This window comes from Chryseobacterium luquanense, from assembly GCF_026460945.1.
Lineage (GTDB): Bacteria > Bacteroidota > Bacteroidia > Flavobacteriales > Weeksellaceae > Chryseobacterium > Chryseobacterium luquanense.
Genome location: NZ_JAOVZV010000007.1, coordinates 79,339 through 101,591, shown reverse-complemented (window position 1 = coordinate 101,591; position 22,253 = coordinate 79,339). Strand labels below are relative to the sequence as shown.

Sequence of the window (22,253 nt, the reverse complement as noted above, 5' to 3'; positions counted from 1 at the left end):
ACTATTTATTTCAAAAAGAAATTCACACCTAAATTAATAGCACCAAAATTAGAATCAACTCTTCTGTCTCTTCTTTCCCAATCTCCTCTTTCACTTCCGATATTTTGGTAACCTAAGTATAATTCTGCTTTCGGCAACTGAAATCCTACCTTTGGATATACATAAATACCACTATCAATACCATCTTTAGTAGATATTGCTCCTCCCAAATCCAGACCTACGAAAAGCGGAAGACCATTAAATCTGTATTTTCCGGAAGCCGCCAAAGGAATAAATCCAAAATCCTCCCATCTGTCTTTACCAAAAAAATGCGAATATCCGGAAGCAATACCTACATCTAAACCCTTTGTAACATTCCACATGTAAGCGGCATCAACACCTAAAGTAAAAGACGAAACACTTGAAGCATCACCTACAGGAGCACCAATATGACCACCCAATTTAAAACCTGTCTGCGCTTGCGAAACTCCTCCTAACAGTGCAAAAGCACCTAGTAATAGTAATTTTTTCATTTTAATAATTTAAATATGTTATTAACTCAATGATTTTCTTGTATAGCAAACACAATGCCGCAGGAATTTTAATTAAATAAAAAAAGCAAGACAAAAATTGCCTTGCTTTATAATCTTTTGATTAATAATTTTTTAGTTCCCTCCAAATTTGAAACCTACACCAACTTGTGCGAAGCTATTAGTTATTTTACCTCCACTTCCATCATTAGAAAGATTAGAAACTCCTAAGCTGTATCTTGCATCGAAGAAAAGTCCGTTTTCCAGCATATATTCAACACCTACAAATGGAGCAAGGTTTAATTTTTTGATATCCTTTTTAATATCTACTTCACCAGAACCGTTTTCATCTTCTATATCTATGCTTACAAAATCAGAACCAATTACAGTTTTTTGCTTCGCTGTAAGAATGATTCCAAAGTTTGCACCTGCAGCAACCGAAAAACCTTCTGTAATAAAGTATTTTGCTGAAATTGGTACTAAAACAGTTCCTAAATTAACTTTAGTTTGCTCACCTACAAAAAGTACTCCTGCATTTATTCCGTCAATTTTTTCTTTTCCTCCAAGCGGAGAATACAAAATCTCCCCCTGAAAACCAAAATTATCATTGATTTTATATTCTGCCATACCTCCTACATAGAAAGTGTATTTAGGGTCCATACTTCTTTTACCTAGATCATCCTGATTCTCATCAATTTTAAGTGTTGACATTGCGAAACCTACTTTAGGTCCAAATCTAAATTCTTGCGCATGTACACTCATTCCCATTACAGCAACAGAAGCAATAAGTAATATTTTTTTCATAATTTAAAGTTTTTTAACAAATTTTAAGAGTCCAAATATATCACTTTTTACAGAACTAAAAAATGTTTTTAAAATTTCTTTAAACTTTTTTGAAATTATTCTTTATTACGCTTGTCTTCTTCGTTGTAAGCCAAAATAATTTTCTTTACAACAGGATGTCTTACGACATCTTCTTCATTTAAATATACAAATCCAATTTCTTTTACGTCTTTCAAGATTCTCATCGCTTCCTTCAAACCAGAATGTTGTTTTGGAGGTAAATCAATCTGAGTAGGATCTCCCGTAATTATAAATTTAGCATTCATCCCCATTCTCGTTAAAAACATTTTCATTTGAGCATGAGTTGTATTTTGAGCTTCATCCAAAATTACAAAAGCATCATCCAAAGTCCTACCTCTCATAAAAGCCAAAGGAGCTACTTCAATTACTTTTTTCTCCATAAAACCTTCCAGTTTCTCATGAGGAATCATATCACGAAGTGCATCATATAAAGGCTGCAAATACGGATCAAGCTTTTCTTTAAGATCTCCCGGTAAAAAACCAAGACTTTCTCCGGCTTCAACAGCAGGTCTTGTTAAGACAATTCTTTTAACCTCTTTATCTCTCAAAGCTCGCGCTGCCAAAGCAACACTGGTGTATGTTTTTCCTGTTCCGGCTGGTCCGATTGCAAAAACCATGTCTTTTTTCTCGCTCTCTTTTACGAGTTTTTTAAGGTTGGTTGTTTTAGCTTTAATAATTTTTCCGTTAACACCTTTTACGATAATGTCCTGATCAAAAACCAAATGCTTTTCATTCTCATCCTTAAGGTTGAGGAAGTTTTCAACATCTTTTAATCCTATAGAATTGTTCTTGGAAATAAACGAAACAATATCGTCTAGCTTTTGTTTAAATATGTCTAAAGCCTCCTGATTTCCCATCGCAAAGACAAAATGATCACGACCCGTGATTTTAAGTGTCGGAAAGCTCGATTTTATTAAATTGAAATATTGGTTATTAACTCCGTAGAAATTTTTGGCATCAATATCTTCTAATTCATACGTTAATTCAAACATGCAAATATTTTTATTTTAGATTTTAAATTTAGAAGTTTTTTTTTAATTTTAAATCAAATTCTTTTCCACAATAGCCGTTTCTTTCCTTTTATTTTAGATAAATTTGCAATTCTATCTCTTTTATTCATGTCAATTATTACCCTCACTTCAGATTTCGGACGATTAGACTACAGAGTTTCGGCTATGAAAGGAAAAATCCTGTCTTTGAATCCTGAAGTTAACAGCGTTGATATTACCCATGATATTCAGGCATATAACCTGATTCAAGCGTCTTATATTGTAAGAAATGCTTATCAATATTTCCCGAAAGGAACCATTCATATTGTTTCTGTAGACAGTTTTTTTCATAAATCAAGAAAAAATATTCTTTACAAAGCAGACGGACATTACTTTTTGGCGGCTGACAACGGAATTTTAAGTTTAATTTTTTTTGACATTAAACCTGAAGCCATCTACGAAATCACTTTAAACAATCGTTTTGACGATATTGTAAACTTCACTTCTACTGATGTTTTTGTTCCTGTTGCGGTGCATTTGGCAAACGGTGGACTTCCGGAAGTTATCGGGCGAAAAATAGATTCCGTAAAGCAGCTTTTATTCCCGAAACCGGTTTATAATGAGTCTGAAAAAATGATTATTGGTGAAGTAATGTACATTGATAATTTCGGAAACATAATTTCGAATATCAATAAAGATTCTTTTGAGACTTTGGCGAAAGGTTTTGAGAGTTTTACCATCAAATTCAGGAATTTAAGTCTTTCAAAAATCTATTCAAGCCATACCGAAGTTGTAGCCGATTGGGAAAGAGAAACCGAATATCACGGGCAATCTGCAGCGATCTTCAACGACAGCGACCAATTGGAATTAACCATTTACAAAGGCAGCAAAAAGAACGGCGCAAAAACCCTTTTCGGACTGAACGTGGGAGAAAATATTTACATTGAATTTTTCTAAAATTATCTATTTCATAAAAAAACCGATTTTTTTTATATATTTGTCAAAATCTAAAATTTAAAAATGGCAGAATACAAATTATTGCTTCCTTCGATGGGTGAAGGCGTGATGGAAGCTACAGTTATCACTTGGTTATTCAATGAAGGCGACCAGGTAAAGGAAGATGATTCGGTAGTAGAAATTGCGACGGATAAAGTAGATTCAGACGTTCCGACACCGGTTTCGGGGAAAATCGTAAAAATCCTTAAACAGAAAGACGAAGTTGCAAAAGTAGGTGAAGCCATCGCTATTTTAGAAATTGAAGGAGAAGGCGGAAGTACAGCTTCAGAAGAGGTAAAAACTGAAACTTCAACTCCTGATGCAGAAACAATCAAGGCAATTGAAGAGCCTTTGAACCCAACTGCAACCTCTCATGTAGAATTTTCGGGAGATTTATACCTTTCTCCACTTGTAAAATCTATCGCTCAACAAGAAAACATTTCTGAATCTGAACTAAAAACTATTAAAGGAAACGGTTTAGAAGGAAGAATTACAAAAGAAGATATTTTAGCTCACGTTGCCAACAGAGGAAATCAACCAACTCCACAAACTGCACCGGTACAACAAGCGGTTTCAGTTCCAGCTCCAAAAGCTGTTGCAAGTCCAACTCCGGCTACAACTATTTCTACTTCTGCGGGTGACGAAATCATTCCTATGGATAGAATGAGAAAGATTATCGCTGAAAACATGGTGAAAGCAAAACAAATTGCTCCTCACGTAACTTCTTTCATCGAAACTGACGTAACCAACGTTGTAAAATGGAGAGCGAAGAACAAAGATATGTTCGAAAAACGTGAAGGTGAAAAACTGACTTTCATGCCAATTTTTGTAAAAGCGATCGTAAAAGCTATTCAAGATTTCCCAATGATCAATGTTTCGATCAACGGTGACAATATCATCAAAAAGAAAAACATCAATATCGGTATGGCAACAGCTTTACCAGATGGAAATCTTATTGTTCCAGTTATTAAAAATGCAGATCAGCTATCATTGTCAGGTTTGGCAAAAGCGATCAACGACTTGGCTTACAGAGCAAGAAACAAAAAATTAAGACCTGAAGATACTCAAGGTGCAACATACACGATTTCTAACGTAGGAAGTTTTGGAAATTTAATGGGAACTCCTATTATTCCTCAACCACAGGTTGCAATTATGGCAATCGGAGCTATCGTTAAAAAACCTGCAGTTCTTGAAACTAAAGACGGTGATGTAATCGCAATTCGTCAGTTAATGTTTATGTCTCACTCTTATGATCACAGAGTTGTAGACGGCTCTCTAGGTGGAATGATGTTGAAGCATGTTCACGATTATCTACAGAATTGGGATATGAATACTGAAATATAAGTAATGAGTAATTAGCAATGAGTAATTTTACTTACTGTTAATATTATATATAGAAACCTTCGAATTTTTCGAAGGTTTTTTATTTGATTTTAGCTGTATCTATTTTTGATTCCTGTTCGTATTTTGTGTCTGTATTTAACTTAATCATTTTATTTTGGTCCATAAAATAAATACTTTTCAGGCTATCATTTTTATCAACAATAATCTTCAAATCAAATTTATCTATCGGATTGGATTTTAAAATTTCATATAACTGATCAGGATCAAAATTAATTCTCAATTTTAAGATCGTTTTATTGAAATATTCTTCGCTTCCTTTCTTTGCTTTATTTTTTTTGATTAAACTAAGATCAATCTGCTCTATCAGACTTGTCTCTAAAGGTTCATATCTATTCAGACTTTTCTCTAAAGGTTCGTATTTATAGAAAAGTCTTCCGTTTACCAATAAATTGGCATAATCATTGGAAAGGTGGGAAAAGTTATAGAAAGTTACCGGATAAGATGAAAATTCTGAAAATTCAGAATCACTTTCAAGGTTTAAGTAAGGTATAATTTTCTTTTTATCACGGGCAAAAAATACTATTTGTTCTCTATCGTAATTTTCATTAAACCAAGGTTTTGATACTTCTTTAGCTTTTAAATTCAATATATAATCTTCATTTACAATAAACTGAAAAGAATTTTTCTTTCCTATTTTTATTGAAATATCATTATAATCCTTCATTTTTTGTCGGATAATTTCGTAGGGTAAATTTCCATTAAACTCATAAAATTTATCATCGATGTAATTAAACCATAGCAAATGTAATTTTTCGGGAACAGATTTTTTCTCAATCAAATAAGAATTTTGTCCCTTCGAGAGAGAAACGACATTATCTTTTATATTAAATTGATTTTCAAGAATTCCCACTACAACATCATCATCCTGAGTGGAGTGAAGATAATAGTCATATTTTGAAAAACGATCGTAAGAAATTTCATTGTAAACAATCCCTACAATTAAACCTAAGGCAAGTATCATCAAAATACTATTCCAAATTTTATTAACCATGAGTAAATCCTTTTGCTAATCCTGTCATCCAAAGCACAAAAAAATAAAAGATAATCAGAAAGATTAAGAGAAAAATTAAAACAATGATATAAGCTATTCTCACTGCTTTATTATTTGATAATGCTATCGTAATAAACATTAAAATCATGTTTAAAATAATCAAATAATGATAATTTTCAAAAAAATCATTGCTTAGAAATTCGTTTTGCTGTAAAAAAAAGACATGAGATAGAACAAGTAAAACATTTAGTATAATTACAGTTGTAGATGTTTTTTGTAAAATCTCTAAAATTCTTCCCTTAATTTTAGACATTTAAATATGATTTAAAAAAATAAAACAAACATAAATAAAAAGCCCTATTAAATAAGATTTTTATATCTGTAAAAATTAAATTAGATTTGAAGCATGCGTAGAATATTAATCTACATTCGAAAAGGCTTAAAAAAATCCTTTGATAACATCCGAAACGAACAACTGAAACACAATTTGCTTCAGGCGGTTCCGTTTTGGATTGGCTCTGTGATTACAGGTTTTTTCGCCGTGATGTATGCTAAAATATTTTCTTGGGGTGAAAGTTTGCTTCATTTTATTTTAAATTGGCACGACTGGATGATTTTCATTATTGCCCCAATTGGTTTCGTTTTATCTTGGTGGTTGGTAAAAGAATTTGCTCCAAATGCCAAAGGAAGTGGGATTCCGCAGGTTATGGCTGCTGTAGAATTGGCAAATCCTAAAGAACACAAAAAAATCAGAAGTCTTTTAAGCATAAAAATTATTGTATTTAAAATTCTTTCATCTGTCATTTTAGTTATTGGTGGCGGAGCAGTTGGACGAGAAGGTCCAACCATTCAGATTGCAGGTTCTATTTTCAGAAAAGTGAATGAATATCTTCCAAAATGGTGGCCAAAAATCTCCAAGAAAAACATGATTATGACCGGCGCTGCAGCAGGATTAGCAGCAGCTTTCAACACACCTTTAGGAGGAATTGTATTTGCAGTTGAAGAACTTTCTAAAACACACATTAATTATTTTAAAACAGCACTTTTCACTGCGGTAATTATTGCAGGTTTGACTGCGCAAACTTTAGCCGGATCTTATTTATACTTAGCATATCCTAAAACCAATGATGTTTCATTAATGGTGATGTTTCCTATCATTTTAGTTGCTGGAATTGCCGGAATTTTAGCCAGTCAGCTTTCAGTAATTATGCTTAAAATGAACGACTGGAAGAAGAGAAATTTAAAAACAGACCGAGCCAATGTTTTCTTTTTGGTTGGTTGCTCATTAATTATAGCTTGCGTTTCATTTTTTATAAGCCGGGAAATCTTAGGTTCAGGAAAAGAAATCATCGAACGAGTACTTTTCACACAAGATAAACATGAAGATTGGTATGTACCCATTTTAAGAATGTTGGGTCCTGCTCTATCCTTTACTTCAGGTGGCGCCGGAGGAATTTTCGCACCCGCTTTAACAGCCGGATCGAGTATAGGGTCAGTCATTTCAGGAATTATACATCTAACTCCAAATGAAACCAATGTTGTTGTTTTAGGAGGAATGGTTGCCTTTTTAACGGGAATTACAAGAGCTCCATTTACATCCGCAATTATTGTTTTAGAAATGACAGACAGACATTCTTTGATTTTTCATTTAATGTTGGCAGGAATGATTTCTTCGATTACATCTATCCTAGTCAGTAGACATTCTCTTTATGATGTTCTGAAAATAAATTTCTTAACAGAAATTAGAAAAAATTAAAATTTACTTAAAAACGAAAATAAAACTCACTTAAAGTAGAATTGTTAATTATTTTTTTTTAACTTGTCAAAGAATACAAAAAAATAATTATTATGAAAAGACAATTACTCAATGTATTACTTTTAGGAATTCCTGTATTTGGTTTCAGTCAGATATTTCAGGAGAATTTTGATGGAAGTGGTCAGGGAATTTCAGCATGGACTGTAATTGACGTAGATGGACTTATTCCTGCTACAAGTGTAAACTTCATCACCAACGGCTGGAATAGAATTGACAGAGCCGGTACCACTGGTTCTTTTGGAGGTCCTGCAGGAAATTTCGCAGCAATGAGTACTTCTTGGTACAATCCAGCCGGAACTTCAAACGATTGGTTAATTTCTCCTACAATTCCTGTTTCAGGAGCTTCCCCCACTTTATATTGGGATGCAAAAGCACAGGATGCAACGTATCGTGACGGTTATAAAGTGATGCTTTCACCAAACGGAGGTAATACAGTTGCAGATTTTACAGTACAACTTTACAGCACTACCGCCGAAAACTCATCCTGGACAAGCAGAGCTGCAGATTTAACGCCTTATATTGGGCAAAATGTAAGATTCGCTTTTGTAAACAATAGCAATGATAAGTTTCTTCTTTTAGTGGATAACATTAAAGTGGACTATACTTATGTCGCTCCACCACCTTCATATTGTGGACCACTCTTCTTTGGTGATGCCACTTGGGGTGATGATGGAGATGAGCCAATTACATTAGTCAATTTTGCTGGAATTAATAACACATCCGATGATGAAGAATATTTAGGGAATTCCCATGAATACTTTTTAAATCAGATTGGAACGGTTACTCAAGGACAATCTTACAACATTACATTAAAAGGAAACACTGCAGGAAATTACACAAATTATTTCACTGTATTTATTGACTGGAATCAAAATGGAATACTTGATGATTCGGGAGAGGTTTATGAAGTAACCCAAACAATTACAGGTTCTACGGGATTAGATGCAACACAAGCGGTACATTCTATTGCGGTACCTTCAAATGCGCTTCCTGGAAACACAAGAATGAGAGTGAAGAAAGTATTTGATGAAGATGATGTTTTGGATCCATGTGCAGGAAGTCTTTATGGACAGGCTGAAGATTACACCATAAATGTTTTAGATGCTCAACTTGCAGTAAATGAAGCCGCAAAGAAAAATTCAGGCTTAAAAGCTTACCCTAATCCGGTATCTGATATTTTAAATATTAATTCAGATTCAAAAATTAAATCGGTAAAGATTTATGATTTGAGTGGTAAAAATGTTTTAGAAACTGAAAAATCAAGCATCAACGTTTCAGGATTAACATCAGGAACATATATCGTTACTGCACAAACCGAAAACGGAATTCAATCTTCTAAAATTATTAAAAAATAGTAGTTTTTTATTTTAAGTTTTATCTAAAGGCCTGTTTTGACAGGTCTTTTTTATTTCGAAATAATCTATAAAACATTGTGTATTATAAATATAATTCATATTTTTGCACCTCGAAATAATTAACAAATTCATTTAACATTATGAACAATTACGAAACTGTTTTCATTTTAACTCCCGTTCTATCTGAGGCTCAGGTGGAGGAAGCAGTGACCAAGTATGTAGATCTTTTGAAAGAAAAGAACTGTGAAATTGTCACTAGAGAAAATTGGGGATTAAAAAAATTAGCTTATCCTATTCAACTTAAAAAGAACGGATTCTACACTTTAATCGAGTTTAAAGGTGAAGGTACTGTAGTTGCTGATTTAGAATTGGCATTCAAACGTGACGAAAGAGTAATTCGTTACCTTACTACAAAACTAGACAAGCACGCTGTAGAGTACGCTGTAACTAGAAGAACTAAAATCAAGGCTTCAAGAGCTTAATTATTTATTAACCCAAAATTAAAAAAGACAAGACATGGCAATAGATGATATGGCTAAACAAGCCTCAGCTGGAGGAGAATCTGAAGTAAAATTCCTTACACCACTTGATATCAACACAAAAACTGATAAAAAGTACTGTAGATTCAAAAAATTCGGAATTAAGCACGTTGATTACAAAGATGCTGATTTCTTATTACAATTCGTAAACGAGCAAGGTAAAATTTTACCTAGAAGATATACTGGAACTTCTTTGAAATACCAAAGAAAAGTTTCTTCTGCGATCAAAAGAGCTAGACACTTAGCTTTGATGCCTTACGTAGCTGACTTATTAAAATAAGACAAAATAAATAAAAGAAGAGAGCAATCTCTTCTTTTGTTGCTGAATACATATTAATTCTAACTTGATTTTAGATTTCAGATAACAGATTCAGATAGCAGACAATGTCTAACATCTAACTTCTAACATCTAATTTCTAAACATCTAAAAAAGGACAACAACAATGAACATTATTCTTAAAAAAGACGTAGAAAACTTAGGTCTTGAATTCGACACAGTAAATGTAAAACCAGGTTATGCAAGAAACTTCTTGTTACCTCAAGGATTTGCACTTTTAGCAACTCCTAAAAACATTGCTGCTCTTGAAGCTACTTTGGAAGCTAGAAAAGAAGAAGAAGCTAAATTAATTGCTACAGCAAACGGTATAGTAGATCAATTGAAGAAAACTTCTATCACTATTCCTGCAAAAGTAGGTTCTGGTGACAAATTATTTGGATCTATCAATAATTCAGATCTTTCTGCTGCTCTTGCTAAAGCTGGAGTTTCTGTTGACAAGAAATATATCAAAATTCCAGGTAACACTATTAAGAGAACTGGTAAAGTAACTGCAAACATCAGATTACACAGAAATGTTGAGTATAATTTCGAATTCGACATTGTATCTGACGCACCTCCTGTAGTTGCAGCTCCTAAACCAGCTCCAAAAGCGAAAGTAGAAGAAACTCCTTCTGAAGAAGCTTAAGACTTATAGAGATTTCTCTAAAATACAGACCACTTCAATTTGAAGTGGTTTTTTGTTTTACAAACCCTGTTTAGGCAAAAGAATTGCTATAACTCTTCAAATTTTATTTATGGAAATTCAGGAAATCGTTTCAAAGCAAAAAGAGTTTTTTAAAACACAACAAACGAAGAATATCAGATTCAGAAAAATGTATCTTGAAAAACTTCGGGATTTGATTGTAGAAAACGAAAACCTTTTGTATGAAGCAATTGATAAAGATTTCGGAAAGTCTAAATTTGATACATTTACTACAGAAATTTCCTTTATTTTAAACGATATTAAATATTACCTGAAAAATTTAAGCTCATTTTCTAAACCTAAAAAAGTAAGCACCAATCTTGTCAATCAATTTGGAAAAAGCAGAATTCATTCTGAACCTTTAGGAAATATTTTGGTCATCGGAGCTTGGAACTATCCTTATCAACTCTCCCTCTCTCCTATTATTGCAGCTTTAGCAGCAGGAAATTGCTGTATCTTAAAGCCAAGTGAAATTGCTGAAAATACAATGAAAATAATGGTGAAAATCATCAATGAAAATTTCCCGCCGGAATATTTGTATGCTTATGAAGGTGGAATTGATGAAACGACCGAACTTTTAAAACTCAAATTCAATAAAATATTTTTCACAGGAAGTACGAAAGTTGGCAAAATCGTTTACAAAGCAGCAGCCGAAAACTTAACACCTGTCACATTAGAATTAGGAGGAAAATCTCCCGCAATTATTACTAAGGAAGCTAATCTGGAGGTTGCGGCTAAAAGAATTATATGGGGAAAATTTATAAATGCCGGACAAACCTGTGTTGCTCCAGATTATTTACTTATCGAAGAATCTGTTCAGGAGCAGTTTCTGGAAATGCTTAGAAAATATATTCAAGAATTTAGATATGAGCAAAATTCTGATCATTATACGAGAATTATCAATCAAAAGAATTTTGAACGACTCATTAAATTAATCAATAAGGATAAAATCTATTTCGGAGGTGATTTTAATGCTGAAAATCTGTACATAGAGCCCACAGTTTTAGCAAATATCAATTGGAATGATGAAGTGATGCAGGAAGAAATTTTTGGACCGATTTTGCCTGTTATTTCATTTACTAATTTTAATATTACTTTAAACGAAATTTTAGAATACGAAAAACCTTTAGCAGCCTATTTATTCACCAATAATTCTGAGGAAAAAGATAATTTCACTCAAAAATTATCTTTTGGTGGAGGTTGTATTAATGATGTAATGATGCATTTAGGAAACGAAAATCTTCCTTTCGGAGGTGTAGGAAATTCAGGAATAGGAAATTATCATGGTAGATTTGGTTTTGAAACTTTCTCTCACCAAAAAGCAATTTTAGAAAGAGCGACTTGGGGTGAACCGAATATAAAATATCCACCTTATTCAGAGAAAAAATTAAGCTGGATAAAAAGATTTATGTAAAATAAAAAAACCGAGAAGACTTTTCCCGGTTTGTATTTTTAAGATTTTGATGGAGACCATTTGTTAAAAAACTCTTTCGTTTTGTCTAAACTGTAGCCTTTTCCCTCCTCCAAAACATCACTTTGCTGTACATGAATCATTTTTCCATTTCCATCCAAAACGATGAAAACAGGGTAACCAAATTTTTCACCAGGATTTCCATATTGAGAAAAAACTTTTTCATTTTTATTGTCCGGAGAATAATTTAAATGATAGTAAACGAAATTTTCATCAACAATTTTCTTTAATTCTGGAGTAGTTTGTACATATTGATTAAATCTCAAACACCAAATACACCAGTTTCCTCCCGCTTGAATCATTACATTTTTGCCTTCTTTTCTTGCCTTTGAAATTAGCTGTTGAATATCTTCCTCCGCATTAGCTTTAGGATTGTAAGGCTTGGGTAATTTTGCTTTTTCTTCTGCTGCTTTTTTCTTCGCATCTAGCTCTGCATGGTCTGTTTTTACCAGTAAAGTTTTATCTTTCTCTCTCACATTGGGCTCTACTTTCAAATCTTGAGAAAATCCCAAGAAACTCAATCCAATGAAAGCCGTTAACATCAATTTTTTCATAATATAAAAATAAAAAAATAATAGTATTTATAAGCAAAAATAGAACCATAATTTTATTATCCGTAAATTTGCCTGTTTTATGAACTTCCTGATTAAAATATTATACCTGATTTCAAAACTTCCTCTGAAAATATTATATATATTTTCAGACATTATTTTCTTCTTGAATTACTACCTCGTAGGATACAGAAAAAAAGTAATTACCCAAAATTTGAAAAATTCTTTTCCTGAAAAATCAGATGAAGAGATCGCTGAAATCAGAAAAAAATTCTACTTAAATTTCTCAGATTATCTGGCTGAAACTATAAAATCTTTCAGTATTTCAGAAACTGAAACGCGTGTAAGAATACAGTACATTAATCAGCATCTCTTTCATGAAGCTAAAGCTGAAGGAAAAAATATAATTCTCATGGCAGGTCATGTTTTCAATTGGGAATGGATGAATGCTTTTGCACCGGTAACTCCACAAAAACACTCCCATCCTGTTTATAGAAAAGTGAACAGTAGCTTTTGGGAAGATCAGATGAAGAAGGTAAGAAGTAAATTTGGAAATGAACCTTTGGAAGCAAATGAGGTAATTCTCAATATTTTCAGGAACAAAAATGATGGTGACACCATTTATCTTTTTGTTGCAGATCAAACTCCACACGTTGCTCATGTAAATTACGGTTTAAAATTTTTAAACCAAAGAACCCCGGCTTTCATCGGATATGATAAATTAGCAACCAGAATGGATCTTGCATTCATTTATTGCGATATGAAGAAGGTGAAAAGAGGCTTTTATCAAGTGAATTATCACAGAATTTATCCGGATGGAGAAAAGTTTGTAAAAAATGAAGTGGTAAGGAAATTTCATCATTTGCTTGAAAATACAATCAAAAAAAATCCTGACAATTATCTTTGGTCACACAGAAAATGGAAATATCAGGATTCTATAAAAACTTATGACGGCGAATAAATGACAGAAAATTATAAAAATCTTGCGGTCGTTATTTTAAACTGGAACGGTAAAAACTGGCTTCAAAAGTTTCTTCCAAGCATTATACAGTTTTCTGAAGAAGCTGAAATTTACGTTATTGATAATAACTCTACAGATAACTCAATAGAAATTTTAAAAAGAGAATTTCCTATTGTAAAAATCATTATCAATGATAAAAACTATGGTTTTGCGGGTGGTTATAATGAAGGTTTAAAAAAAATAAATGCAGAATATTACTGTCTTCTGAATTCTGATGTTGAAGTCACAGAAAACTGGATTAAACCTGTTTTAAATTTATTTGAAAGAGATTCTTCAATTGCAGCAATTCAGCCTAAAATTTTATCATTTATTAATAAAGATCATTTTGAATTTGCCGGAGCTGCAGGTGGATTAATTGACAATTTAGGTTATCCGTATTGCAGGGGAAGAGTTTTCGATGATCTTGAAAAAGATAACGGACAATACAACGACGAAACTGAGATTTTCTGGGCTTCGGGATGCTGTTTTTTTATCAGATCTATAGATTTTTGGGAACAGAATGGTTTTGATGAAAGATTTTTTGCCCATCAGGAAGAAATCGATCTTTGCTGGAGATTAATCAATTCAGGAAAGAAAGTATTTTACACCGGAAAATCTGAAGTTTACCATGTTGGTGGTGGAACTTTAAATAAACAAAGCGCTCAGAAAACATATTTAAACATCCGAAATAATCTTTCAATGATGCTGAAAAATTTACCTTTTCCTAAGTTGATTTGGTTACTATTGTTCAGATTATGCTTAGACGGAATTGCTTCATTCTATTTCGCATATAAAAACGGGTTTTCACATCTTTGGGCCGTTGCAAGAGGTCATTTAGGGTTCTATGCACAACTTCCGGAAACTTTAAAACGTCGTCAAAAACATCAAAAATCAAAATACTATAAAACAAAATGGCTTATCTTCAGGCATTTTTTAGGAAGAAAATAATTTAATTCAAAACTTATAATTCAAAAATGGACTTCTGCGCATTAGATTTTGAAACCGCTACTCACGAGAGAAATTCTGCGTGCGAATTGGGAATTTGTATTGTTCAGAACTCTGAAATTATTGAGACTAAAACATGGTTGATAAAACCACCAAGTTTTCCATATTTTCATCCTAGAAACATTGATGTACACGGAATTTTACCTAGTGATGTAAAAGACGCTCCTACTTTTGCGGATATTTGGTACGAAGTAAAAGACATGATGTATGGAACTTTAATGATTGCTCATAACGCAAGTTTTGATGCAGGAGTTTTGAGAGGATGTCTTGATTATTATGGAATGTATACTCCTAAATTGAATTATCTGTGTAGTATTCAATTAGCCAAAAAATCATGGAATTATCTTCCTAAATATGGCTTAAAACATTTAGCTGAATATCACAATATTAAGTTTAAGCATCACAGAGCAGGAGATGACGCAGAAGTTTGTGCAAGAATTTCGCTTTTAGCTTTCGAAAAATTGATTCTTACGAGCAATGATGAAGTTTCTGATTATATGAAGCAAAAAATTAAAATTTTATAATTTTCCGCAACTACATAATGGATTAAAGAAGATTTCTTAACCAAAATTCTTTTTAATTTAATTACTTAAAACTTCAGATAATAGATGAAATTTTGGAATATCAATTTCGAATTGTTCTTTCGTTTCTGAGTTTTCGACCAAATATTTTCCACTCATATTTCCAACTCCTGAACGAAGCATCACATTCGAAAAATAGGCGAAATTATCCCCAGATTCTATCTCTGGAGTTAATCCTATAATACCATCACCAACAACTTCCGTAAAGCCGAATCCTACATCAAAAATAAGCCATTTTCTTTTAAGTATTTTTATACGGAAATCACCATCATTTTCTATGACAATATTGTATTTAAAAACGTGTCGGTTTTCTGAAGGATAACTGTTCTTGCTATCATATTCAGGAACAACTGAAACTTTGATATTTGAAGTAATTTTAGAGAACATTTTCATTCAATTTAAATCAATAGATACAAAAATCTCGCCTTTTTTAGGAGGCGAGATTATATATGATATTATAAAAGTAATTAATTATAATCCAAGACCTTTTCTTTCGTCTCCACCCAATAGAATTTCTACCGGATTGTCGATACCTTCTTTTACTGCAACAAGGAATCCTACAGATTCTTTACCGTCGATAATTCTGTGGTCATAAGACATAGCAACATACATCATTGGTCTGATTACAACCTGTCCGTCAACCGCAACCGGTCTTTGAATAATGTTGTGCATACCTAAGATTGCAGATTGTGGCGGGTTGATAATTGGTGTTGATAACATTGAACCAAACGTACCACCGTTTGTAATCGTGAATGTACCACCAGTCATTTCATCAACTGTGATTTTTCCGTCTCTTACTTTGATTGCTAAATCTTTGATATTTCCTTCAACGTTTGCGAAAGACATATTTTCTGCATTTCTCAATACTGGAACCATCAATCCTTTAGGACCTGAAACTGCAATTGAAATATCACAGAAATCGTAGTTAATTTTGAAGTCTCCGTCGATAGATGCATTAACATCAGGATATAATTGTAACGCTCTTGTAACCGCTTTTGTGAAGAAAGACATGAAACCAAGTCCTACTCCATGTTTTTGAGCAAATTCTTCTTTATATTGCTTTCTTAATCTGAAAATTTCAGACATATCAACTTCGTTGAAAGTCGTCAACATTGCAGTTTCATTCTTTACAGAAACCAATCTCTGAGCTATTTTTCTTCTAAGAACTGAAAGTTTAGTTGTTGTTGTAGATCTTGCACCCGTTGCAGATAGAGAGCTTCCCCCCATTGCAGGTTTAGCAGCTAGTTCAGCATCAGTTTTAGAGATTCTTCCATCTCTTCCAGATCCTGAAACCTGAGAAGCATCAATTCCTTTTTCGTCAAGAATTTTCTTCGCAGCTGGAGATGGAGTTCCCGTTGCATAAGATTGAGCAGCAACCGGAGCTGGTTTTGGAGCTTCTACTTTTACAGGTTCAGCAGCTTTCGGTGCTTCTTCCTGTTTTGGAGCTTCAGCAGCAGGAGCAGAACCAGTAGGTTTTGCAGCGTCTCTGTCAATTAAACAAACTACCTGACCAACTTGTACTACATCACCTTCTTCAGCTTTCAAAGTGATCACACCACTTTCTTCTGCAGGTAATTCTAATGTTGCCTTGTCTGAATCTACTTCAGCGATTGGTTGATCTTTTTCTACGTAATCACCATCTTTTACAAGCCAAGTTGCAATTTCAACTTCTGTAATTGATTCTCCCGGTGAAGGAACTTTCATTTCTAAAATTGACATATCGTATTTTTTATTTTTTTAATGGATATTTATTAAAACTTTGAGAAAATAGATAAAAGATGAAAGACTAATTTCTAACCTCTAATTTCTAGCTTCTATTTTTTTTATTAAGCTGTTACCGGTCTTTTAACCGGAGCATCATCTCTGTCGAAAACTCTGTTGATTACAGCATTTTGGTTTTTCTCAAACATTTTGTGACTTCCCGGAGCCGGAGCACCACTCTGTACCGGAGAAACTACCTGAATTCCTGTATCTCTGAAATTTCTCAGGATGTAAGACCATGCACCCATGTTTTCTGGTTCTTCCTGAGCCCAAACAAGTGAAGTTCTGTTTGAATATTTAGCAAAAACAGTTTCGATAGCGTCATTTTGAAGAGGATATAATTGTTCAAATCTCACCAAAGCAACATTTTCACAATTTAATTCTTCTTTTTTAGCTAATAATTCGAAGTATAATTTACCTGAACAAAGAACTAATTTTTCAACTTTTGCAGGATCTGCAGTAGGATCGTCTAAAATTGGCTGGAATCCTTTGTTTGAGAAATCTTCAAGCGGAGAAACCACTTTTGGATGTCTTAACAACGATTTTGGACTCATCACAATTAACGGCTTTCTGAATGACCATTTTAATTGTCTTCTTAATAAGTGAAAATAATTTGCAGGAGAAGTGATATTCGCCACAACCATATTTTCATTTGCACAAAGTGTTAAGAATCTTTCTAATCTGGCTGAAGAGTGCTCTGCACCCTGACCTTCCGAACCGTGAGGTAATAACATTACCAAACCGTCCTGAATTTTCCATTTTTCTTCTGCTGCAGCCAAATATTGGTCAACAATGATTTGAGCACCATTTACGAAATCCCCAAATTGAGCTTCCCAAATCGTCAATGTATTTGGAGATGCCATTGCATACCCATAATCAAATCCTAAAACTCCATATTCAGAAAGATGTGAGTTGAATACATCAAATCTGCTTTCTGAAACTTCTTTCAAAGGAACATATTCTTCTTCTGTATCTTCAGTTTTTACAACTGCATGTCTATGAGAGAAAGTACCTCTTTCCACATCTTCTCCGGAAATTCTTACATTGTGACCTTCTACTAAAAGCGTTGCATAAGCCAGCCATTCTCCAAGAGCCCAATCTAAATTGTTCCCTTCGATAGCTTTGATTCTATTTTCGAAAAGTCTTGTGATTTTATTTAAGAACTTTTTATCAGCTGGAAGCGTTGACATTTTAATTGCCAATTCTTTCAACTTTTCTAAGTCATATTTTGTATCAACAGCATCCTGAACTGCACCTCTTTTTCCAATTGGATAGTTTGTCCAGTCTTCTGACATGAAAACATCCATCACGTTTTTCTCAATTTCTTTAGAAGCATCAAAGTCCTTATCTAAAAGTTCTTTGAATTCGGTTTCCATTTTAGCGATAACATCGTTTGATGTAACGTGATCTTTAAGTAATTTCTCTTTATAAATTTCTCTTGGATTCGGATGTTTAGAAATTGTTTTATATAAATTAGGCTGTGTAAATCTTGGCTCATCCCCTTCATTGTGACCGTATTTTCTATATCCTAATAAATCGATGTAAACATCTTTCCCGAATTTAGCTCTGAAATCAGCAGCAAAATGAATGGCATGAACCACGGCTTCTGCATCATCTGCATTGACGTGCATTACAGGAGATTCTGTAACTTTTGCAACATCTGTACAATAAGTAGAAGATCTTGCGTCCATATAGTTAGTTGTAAATGAAACCTGATTATTTACAACAATATGAACTGTACCACCCGTTCTGTAACCTTCCAAAGTCATCATCTGAGCAACTTCGTAAGCAATACCTTGTCCAGCTAAAGCCCCATCTCCATGGATAATGATCGGTAAAACTTTAGAAAAATCTTTATATTTATCATCAACTTTTGCACGGCAAATACCTTCAACTAAAGCAGCAACCGTTTCTAAGTGAGAAGGGTTTGGAGTCAAGTTGATAGCAACTTCTTCTCCTGAAGCAGTTTTAACAATTTTAGATGAACCTAAATGATATTTAACGTCACCTGAGAATACATCTTCTTCAAATTCTTTCCCTTCAAACTCTGAGAAAATCTGCTTGTAAGATTTACCGAAAATATTGGTTAACACATTCAATCTACCTCTGTGAGCCATTCCTAAAACAACCTCATCAACACCAAGTTGAGAAGATCTTGAAATCAACTGATCCAAAGCAGGAATTAAAGTTTCACCACCTTCTAAAGAGAATCTTTTCTGACCTACAAATTTTGTGTGAAGATAATTTTCAAAAGCAACTGCCTGATTTAATTTAAGTAAAATCTCAGTTTTTTCGTTTGCATTAAGACTTGGATGGTTTTCGTTAACCTGAATCCATTGTTTAATGAAATCTTTTTCCTGAACGTTATTGATGTGCATGTATTCCACACCGATAGAATCACAATAGATGTTTTCTAAGTGTGTAATCAATTCCTGTAAAGTTGCAGGACCTTTCATTCCTGTTTCAACGGCACAGTTGAATTTTGTATTTAAATCTGATTTGTCAAGACCGAAATTTTCGATATCTAAAGTCGGAGTATAATGTCTTCTTTCACGAACAGGATTTGTTTTTGTGAAAAGATGACCTCTCGTTCTGTACGCCTCAATAAGATTTACAACCTTAAATTCCTTCTTGATATGCTCCGGAACTTCTCCATTTGAAGCTGCCTGAGAAATCTGCTGAACTGCAGGCGCAGAATTTCCCGAATTTTTGATGTACTGGATGTCTTCTTCATCAGAATAGTTCTCCAATGCAAAATCAAAGCCTTGAAAAAAGGCTTTCCATGATGGTTCTAAAGAGTCCGGGAATTTTAGGTATTGTTGGTATAAATCCTCAATTAACTGAGAATGAGCTGCGTTTAGGAATGAAAATCTGTCCATTATTACAGTTTATCTATTATTAAATTTTGTTTAACGAATTAATCCTCAAATTTAATAAAAAAAAACGGGTTAGGATAGTCTCAAACCTTTAAAAAAATTATAAAATCAATAATTGGGAATAAATCATCTATATACCGAAAGTGAAATTTTCATATTAACATCCTGACCTTCCGCAGGTGACTCTATAAACATCTGATAAACATCACCATATCTCATTTCATCTTTCTTAGCTTTCTGCATCAGCTGTTGAATCGCTTTTACTCTTCCAGCATAAGAACCTTTGTAGTAGATAACATAATTTTCTGTCGGACTCACCGATCTGAAACTGAAATTATTATCTGCGATTCCTATTTTTTTAGATAATGGAATTCCGAAAAAGTAAGAAACTTCGTTGTCTTTAAAATTGTCGGCATCGGTAATCAAAACAGGATAACCCACCTCATCATTTTTTTTACCTAAATCCATCGACACAAAATTGTTTACTTTATTGTAATTCATCACGATGTTTTTGTACAAAGCATCTTTTTTATTGGAAGCACTTACATTGACTCCCAAAATCATCTTTTCTTCTTCTTTTTCAACCATCAAACTGTCGTATTTAATCGCAGCTAATTGATTGTCTTTTTCTACTTTATTACCTAAAACATTTTTAAGATTCAGCATACTTTTGTTAATGTTTTCAGCAAATTTATCTTCCGTCCAGAAATTCTGAGCTCTTGATAAAAGCGATAACTTCGGAGTATGCACAAACCACTTTATTTTTGTTTTTTCAGCAGAAACAACAGTAAATTTCACATCAATTAAAGTCGGATTTTCATCTTCGTCTTCAAAAAGCTGATATCTTAAAGTTTTGTTTGGATTTTCGTATCTGATAAACATTTCTCCGCCATCTTCACTTTTCGGATCATTGTAACTGATTGCGCTTCCCTGCCCTTCGTAAGGCGAATAATAATCGATCTCAATTGTTTTTGAGCTTGAGAAAAAGTTATTCCAACGCGTGAAGTTCTGTAAATTATTAAACTGATTAAAAACTTTTTCAATAGGGTAATCCACTTCCTTTTCGATAGTAAATTCTTTACTTTCGTCAACAAAATAGTACATTGAAGCAGCATAAGCTCCCACCAAAAGTACTACAATAACCGCTATGATTTTAAAAAAACGCATCGCACAAAAGTAAGACAAATAAAAAAAGTGACCAATATATTGATCACTCTTGTTTTTATCTTTTTTAAGAATTTATCCTATGTGAGTTCCTGGTTTTAAAACTGCACCTTTTTTCACAACAACAATTCCGTCTTGTACAGAATGAGTTCCATAATCACCATCTTGAAGATGTTTACCTCCGATGATTCTTACGTTGTCACCGATGTAACAGTTTTTATCTAAAATTGCTCTTTCAATGTAACAGTATTTTCCAATTCCCATATTTGGCAAACCTTTTCTGTCATTCATTACGATATCGGTTGTATTTTGGTAAAAATCAGCTCCCATAATGTAAGAATTGACAATTGTACTTCCTTTATCTACTCTTGTACGGTTTCCAATCACTGAATTTTCGATTTTATCTGCCATAATAATACATCCATCTCCGAAAACAGCTTTACTCACGTAAGAACCATTAACTTTTGACGGCGGAAGCATTCTCGCACGTGTAAAAATCGGCGCTGACGAAAATAGATTAAATTGTGGAAAATCATGACAAAGATCCAGATTAGCTTCGTAGAAAGATTCAATGGTTCCAATATCTGTCCAATAACCTTCATACTGATAACTTAAAGTAGTATATTTTCCGATAGAATTTGGAATAATATCTTTCCCGAAATCATCTCCCGCTCCATCATCAAACATCTTCTTTAAAATGCTTTTAGAAAAAATATAAATTCCCATTGAGGCTAAATATTCTTTTCCTTTGATTTTGTTTTCTTCCGAAACTTCAGATTCAAGACCATTAAGCTCATCAAACCCCGGTTTTTCTACAAACGAAGTAATATTTCCTTCATCATCAGATTTTAAAATTCCAAAACCTGTCGCATCTTTAGAATTTACAGGAATTGTAGCAATCGTTACGTCTCCACCTTTTTCAAGATGAAAATCTAGCATTTCATTAAAATCCATCTGATATAACTGATCTCCAGAAAGAATCAGAATGTATTCATAATCATATTTTTCCAAATGCTTCATCGACTGACGAACCGCATCTGCAGTTCCCTGAAACCAACTGTCGCTGTCAACATTCTGTTCAGCAGCCAAAATATCTACGAAACCTTTACTAAAGATATCAAAATGGTAAGAATTTTTGATATGTGAGTTCAAAGAGGCTGAATTAAACTGCGTTAAAACCAAGATTTTATTTAAACCTGAATTTAGACAATTAGAAATAGGAATATCCACCAATCTGTATTTTCCTGCGATAGGAACAGCCGGTTTTGATCTTGAATACGTTAACGGAAAAAGCCTTGTTCCTCTTCCACCTCCCAAAACAATGGAAATGACGTTATGTTTCATAAATATCTGCGTTTTTAT

22 protein-coding genes are annotated in these 22,253 nt (G+C 33.3%); 11 read left to right on the top strand and 11 right to left on the bottom strand.

Annotated features, from left to right (window positions below; genetic code table 11):
• Positions 1–5 precede the first annotated feature (5 nt).
• From OEA66_RS07990 to OEA66_RS07980, 3 genes are all read right to left on the bottom strand, one after another.
• Positions 6–512, bottom strand: coding sequence for a hypothetical protein (locus tag OEA66_RS07990; RefSeq protein ID WP_267280869.1), 507 nt, complete (start codon positions 510–512; stop codon positions 6–8).
• A gap of 132 nt (positions 513–644) precedes the next feature.
• A complete protein-coding gene (locus tag OEA66_RS07985; protein ID WP_267280868.1) occupies positions 645–1,313 on the bottom strand; it encodes a porin family protein in 669 nt (222 codons plus the stop codon).
• 95 nt (positions 1,314–1,408) lie between these two features.
• Positions 1,409–2,365, bottom strand: a complete 957-nt coding sequence (locus tag OEA66_RS07980) for a PhoH family protein (RefSeq protein WP_267280867.1) — start codon at positions 2,363–2,365, stop codon at positions 1,409–1,411.
• Positions 2,366–2,491: 126 nt separating this feature from the next.
• Here OEA66_RS07980 and OEA66_RS07975 point away from each other — a divergent pair, with 126 nt between their 5' ends.
• Both OEA66_RS07975 and OEA66_RS07970 read left to right on the top strand, forming a co-directional pair.
• Entirely contained in the window at positions 2,492–3,319 is an 828-nt protein-coding gene (locus OEA66_RS07975; RefSeq protein WP_267280866.1) for an SAM hydrolase/SAM-dependent halogenase family protein, read from the top strand.
• Positions 3,320–3,382: 63 nt separating this feature from the next.
• A complete protein-coding gene (locus OEA66_RS07970) occupies positions 3,383–4,702 on the top strand; it encodes a dihydrolipoamide acetyltransferase family protein (protein ID WP_267280865.1) in 1,320 nt (439 codons plus the stop codon).
• Positions 4,703–4,781: 79 nt separating this feature from the next.
• Here OEA66_RS07970 and OEA66_RS07965 read toward each other — a convergent pair whose 3' ends face one another.
• Together OEA66_RS07965 and OEA66_RS07960 are read right to left on the bottom strand one after the other, a co-directional pair.
• On the bottom strand, positions 4,782–5,753 hold the full coding sequence (locus OEA66_RS07965; RefSeq protein ID WP_267280864.1) for a DUF2931 family protein: 972 nt from the start codon (positions 5,751–5,753) through the stop codon (positions 4,782–4,784).
• Entirely contained in the window at positions 5,746–6,066 is a 321-nt protein-coding gene (locus OEA66_RS07960; RefSeq protein WP_267280863.1) for a hypothetical protein, read from the bottom strand. Before OEA66_RS07960 ends, OEA66_RS07965 begins: the two co-directional genes overlap by 8 nt.
• Before the next feature lie 93 nt (positions 6,067–6,159).
• On the opposite strand from OEA66_RS07960, the gene OEA66_RS07955 reads away from it, so the two are divergent.
• From OEA66_RS07955 to OEA66_RS07930, 6 genes are all read left to right on the top strand, one after another.
• Positions 6,160–7,509 carry a chloride channel protein gene (locus OEA66_RS07955; RefSeq protein WP_267280862.1) on the top strand — a complete coding sequence of 450 codons (1,350 nt, stop codon included), beginning with the start codon at positions 6,160–6,162 and terminating at the stop codon, positions 7,507–7,509.
• A 92-nt stretch (positions 7,510–7,601) separates the two neighbouring features.
• Positions 7,602–8,924 carry a T9SS-dependent choice-of-anchor J family protein gene (locus OEA66_RS07950; protein ID WP_267280861.1) on the top strand — a complete coding sequence of 441 codons (1,323 nt, stop codon included), beginning with the start codon at positions 7,602–7,604 and terminating at the stop codon, positions 8,922–8,924.
• Positions 8,925–9,064: 140 nt separating this feature from the next.
• The gene (gene rpsF / locus OEA66_RS07945) at positions 9,065–9,406 is read left to right on the top strand and encodes a 30S ribosomal protein S6 (RefSeq protein WP_267264699.1); all 342 of its coding nucleotides are present in this window, start codon (positions 9,065–9,067) and stop codon (positions 9,404–9,406) included.
• A 34-nt stretch (positions 9,407–9,440) separates the two neighbouring features.
• Positions 9,441–9,743 carry a 30S ribosomal protein S18 gene (rpsR, locus tag OEA66_RS07940; protein WP_074229140.1) on the top strand — a complete coding sequence of 101 codons (303 nt, stop codon included), beginning with the start codon at positions 9,441–9,443 and terminating at the stop codon, positions 9,741–9,743.
• Between the two features lie 163 nt (positions 9,744–9,906).
• The gene (rplI, locus tag OEA66_RS07935; protein ID WP_267280860.1) at positions 9,907–10,425 is read left to right on the top strand and encodes a 50S ribosomal protein L9; all 519 of its coding nucleotides are present in this window, start codon (positions 9,907–9,909) and stop codon (positions 10,423–10,425) included.
• 52 nt (positions 10,426–10,477) lie between these two features.
• The gene (locus OEA66_RS07930) at positions 10,478–11,896 is read left to right on the top strand and encodes an aldehyde dehydrogenase (protein WP_267280859.1); all 1,419 of its coding nucleotides are present in this window, start codon (positions 10,478–10,480) and stop codon (positions 11,894–11,896) included.
• Between the two features lie 38 nt (positions 11,897–11,934).
• Here the strand turns inward: OEA66_RS07930 and OEA66_RS07925 are convergent, their stop codons facing one another.
• Positions 11,935–12,507, bottom strand: a complete 573-nt coding sequence (locus tag OEA66_RS07925; protein ID WP_267280858.1) for a thioredoxin family protein — start codon at positions 12,505–12,507, stop codon at positions 11,935–11,937.
• 79 nt (positions 12,508–12,586) lie between these two features.
• On the opposite strand from OEA66_RS07925, the gene OEA66_RS07920 reads away from it, so the two are divergent.
• Genes OEA66_RS07920 through OEA66_RS07910 form a run of 3 tightly spaced genes read left to right on the top strand, consistent with a single transcriptional unit; the run spans position 12,587 to position 15,033 of the window.
• On the top strand, positions 12,587–13,465 hold the full coding sequence (locus tag OEA66_RS07920; RefSeq protein WP_267280857.1) for a lysophospholipid acyltransferase family protein: 879 nt from the start codon (positions 12,587–12,589) through the stop codon (positions 13,463–13,465).
• Positions 13,466–14,452, top strand: a complete 987-nt coding sequence (locus OEA66_RS07915; RefSeq protein WP_267280856.1) for a glycosyltransferase family 2 protein — start codon at positions 13,466–13,468, stop codon at positions 14,450–14,452. It abuts the gene before it with no gap.
• A 26-nt stretch (positions 14,453–14,478) separates the two neighbouring features.
• Complete coding sequence (locus OEA66_RS07910; protein ID WP_267280855.1) at positions 14,479–15,033, top strand: 3'-5' exonuclease; 555 nt, start codon at positions 14,479–14,481, stop codon at positions 15,031–15,033.
• A 57-nt stretch (positions 15,034–15,090) separates the two neighbouring features.
• On the opposite strand, the gene apaG is transcribed toward OEA66_RS07910, so the two are convergent.
• The 5 genes from apaG to OEA66_RS07885 all read right to left on the bottom strand — a co-directional run bounded on the left by apaG (position 15,091) and on the right by OEA66_RS07885 (position 22,235).
• Positions 15,091–15,477, bottom strand: a complete 387-nt coding sequence (gene apaG, locus OEA66_RS07905) for a Co2+/Mg2+ efflux facilitator ApaG/CorD (protein WP_267280854.1) — start codon at positions 15,475–15,477, stop codon at positions 15,091–15,093.
• Positions 15,478–15,561: 84 nt separating this feature from the next.
• The gene (odhB, locus tag OEA66_RS07900; protein WP_267280853.1) at positions 15,562–16,809 is read right to left on the bottom strand and encodes a 2-oxoglutarate dehydrogenase complex dihydrolipoyllysine-residue succinyltransferase; all 1,248 of its coding nucleotides are present in this window, start codon (positions 16,807–16,809) and stop codon (positions 15,562–15,564) included.
• A gap of 107 nt (positions 16,810–16,916) precedes the next feature.
• Entirely contained in the window at positions 16,917–19,730 is a 2,814-nt protein-coding gene (locus OEA66_RS07895; RefSeq protein ID WP_267280852.1) for a 2-oxoglutarate dehydrogenase E1 component, read from the bottom strand.
• Positions 19,731–19,853: 123 nt separating this feature from the next.
• A complete protein-coding gene (locus tag OEA66_RS07890; protein ID WP_267280851.1) occupies positions 19,854–20,894 on the bottom strand; it encodes an SRPBCC domain-containing protein in 1,041 nt (346 codons plus the stop codon).
• Positions 20,895–20,966: 72 nt separating this feature from the next.
• Positions 20,967–22,235, bottom strand: coding sequence for a glucose-1-phosphate adenylyltransferase (locus OEA66_RS07885; protein WP_267280850.1), 1,269 nt, complete (start codon positions 22,233–22,235; stop codon positions 20,967–20,969).
• Positions 22,236–22,253 lie beyond the last annotated feature (18 nt).

Coding starts and splice junctions, on each gene's coding strand:
- OEA66_RS07925 (WP_267280858.1), bottom strand. CDS start 12,507: ATGAAAAAATTGATGTTAACGGCTTTCATTGGATTGAGTTTCTTGGGA.
- OEA66_RS07895 (WP_267280852.1), bottom strand. CDS start 19,730: ATGGACAGATTTTCATTCCTAAACGCAGCTCATTCTCAGTTAATTGAG.
- apaG (WP_267280854.1), bottom strand. CDS start 15,477: ATGTTCTCTAAAATTACTTCAAATATCAAAGTTTCAGTTGTTCCTGAA.
- OEA66_RS07975 (WP_267280866.1), top strand. CDS start 2,492: ATGTCAATTATTACCCTCACTTCAGATTTCGGACGATTAGACTACAGA.
- OEA66_RS07990 (WP_267280869.1), bottom strand. CDS start 512: ATGAAAAAATTACTATTACTAGGTGCTTTTGCACTGTTAGGAGGAGTT.
- OEA66_RS07985 (WP_267280868.1), bottom strand. CDS start 1,313: ATGAAAAAAATATTACTTATTGCTTCTGTTGCTGTAATGGGAATGAGT.
- OEA66_RS07965 (WP_267280864.1), bottom strand. CDS start 5,753: ATGGTTAATAAAATTTGGAATAGTATTTTGATGATACTTGCCTTAGGT.
- rpsF (WP_267264699.1), top strand. CDS start 9,065: ATGAACAATTACGAAACTGTTTTCATTTTAACTCCCGTTCTATCTGAG.
- odhB (WP_267280853.1), bottom strand. CDS start 16,809: ATGTCAATTTTAGAAATGAAAGTTCCTTCACCGGGAGAATCAATTACA.
- OEA66_RS07960 (WP_267280863.1), bottom strand. CDS start 6,066: ATGTCTAAAATTAAGGGAAGAATTTTAGAGATTTTACAAAAAACATCT.
- OEA66_RS07890 (WP_267280851.1), bottom strand. CDS start 20,894: ATGCGTTTTTTTAAAATCATAGCGGTTATTGTAGTACTTTTGGTGGGA.
- rpsR (WP_074229140.1), top strand. CDS start 9,441: ATGGCAATAGATGATATGGCTAAACAAGCCTCAGCTGGAGGAGAATCT.
- OEA66_RS07915 (WP_267280856.1), top strand. CDS start 13,466: ATGACAGAAAATTATAAAAATCTTGCGGTCGTTATTTTAAACTGGAAC.
- OEA66_RS07920 (WP_267280857.1), top strand. CDS start 12,587: ATGAACTTCCTGATTAAAATATTATACCTGATTTCAAAACTTCCTCTG.
- OEA66_RS07955 (WP_267280862.1), top strand. CDS start 6,160: ATGCGTAGAATATTAATCTACATTCGAAAAGGCTTAAAAAAATCCTTT.
- OEA66_RS07970 (WP_267280865.1), top strand. CDS start 3,383: ATGGCAGAATACAAATTATTGCTTCCTTCGATGGGTGAAGGCGTGATG.
- OEA66_RS07980 (WP_267280867.1), bottom strand. CDS start 2,365: ATGTTTGAATTAACGTATGAATTAGAAGATATTGATGCCAAAAATTTC.
- OEA66_RS07885 (WP_267280850.1), bottom strand. CDS start 22,235: ATGAAACATAACGTCATTTCCATTGTTTTGGGAGGTGGAAGAGGAACA.
- OEA66_RS07910 (WP_267280855.1), top strand. CDS start 14,479: ATGGACTTCTGCGCATTAGATTTTGAAACCGCTACTCACGAGAGAAAT.
- OEA66_RS07950 (WP_267280861.1), top strand. CDS start 7,602: ATGAAAAGACAATTACTCAATGTATTACTTTTAGGAATTCCTGTATTT.
- rplI (WP_267280860.1), top strand. CDS start 9,907: ATGAACATTATTCTTAAAAAAGACGTAGAAAACTTAGGTCTTGAATTC.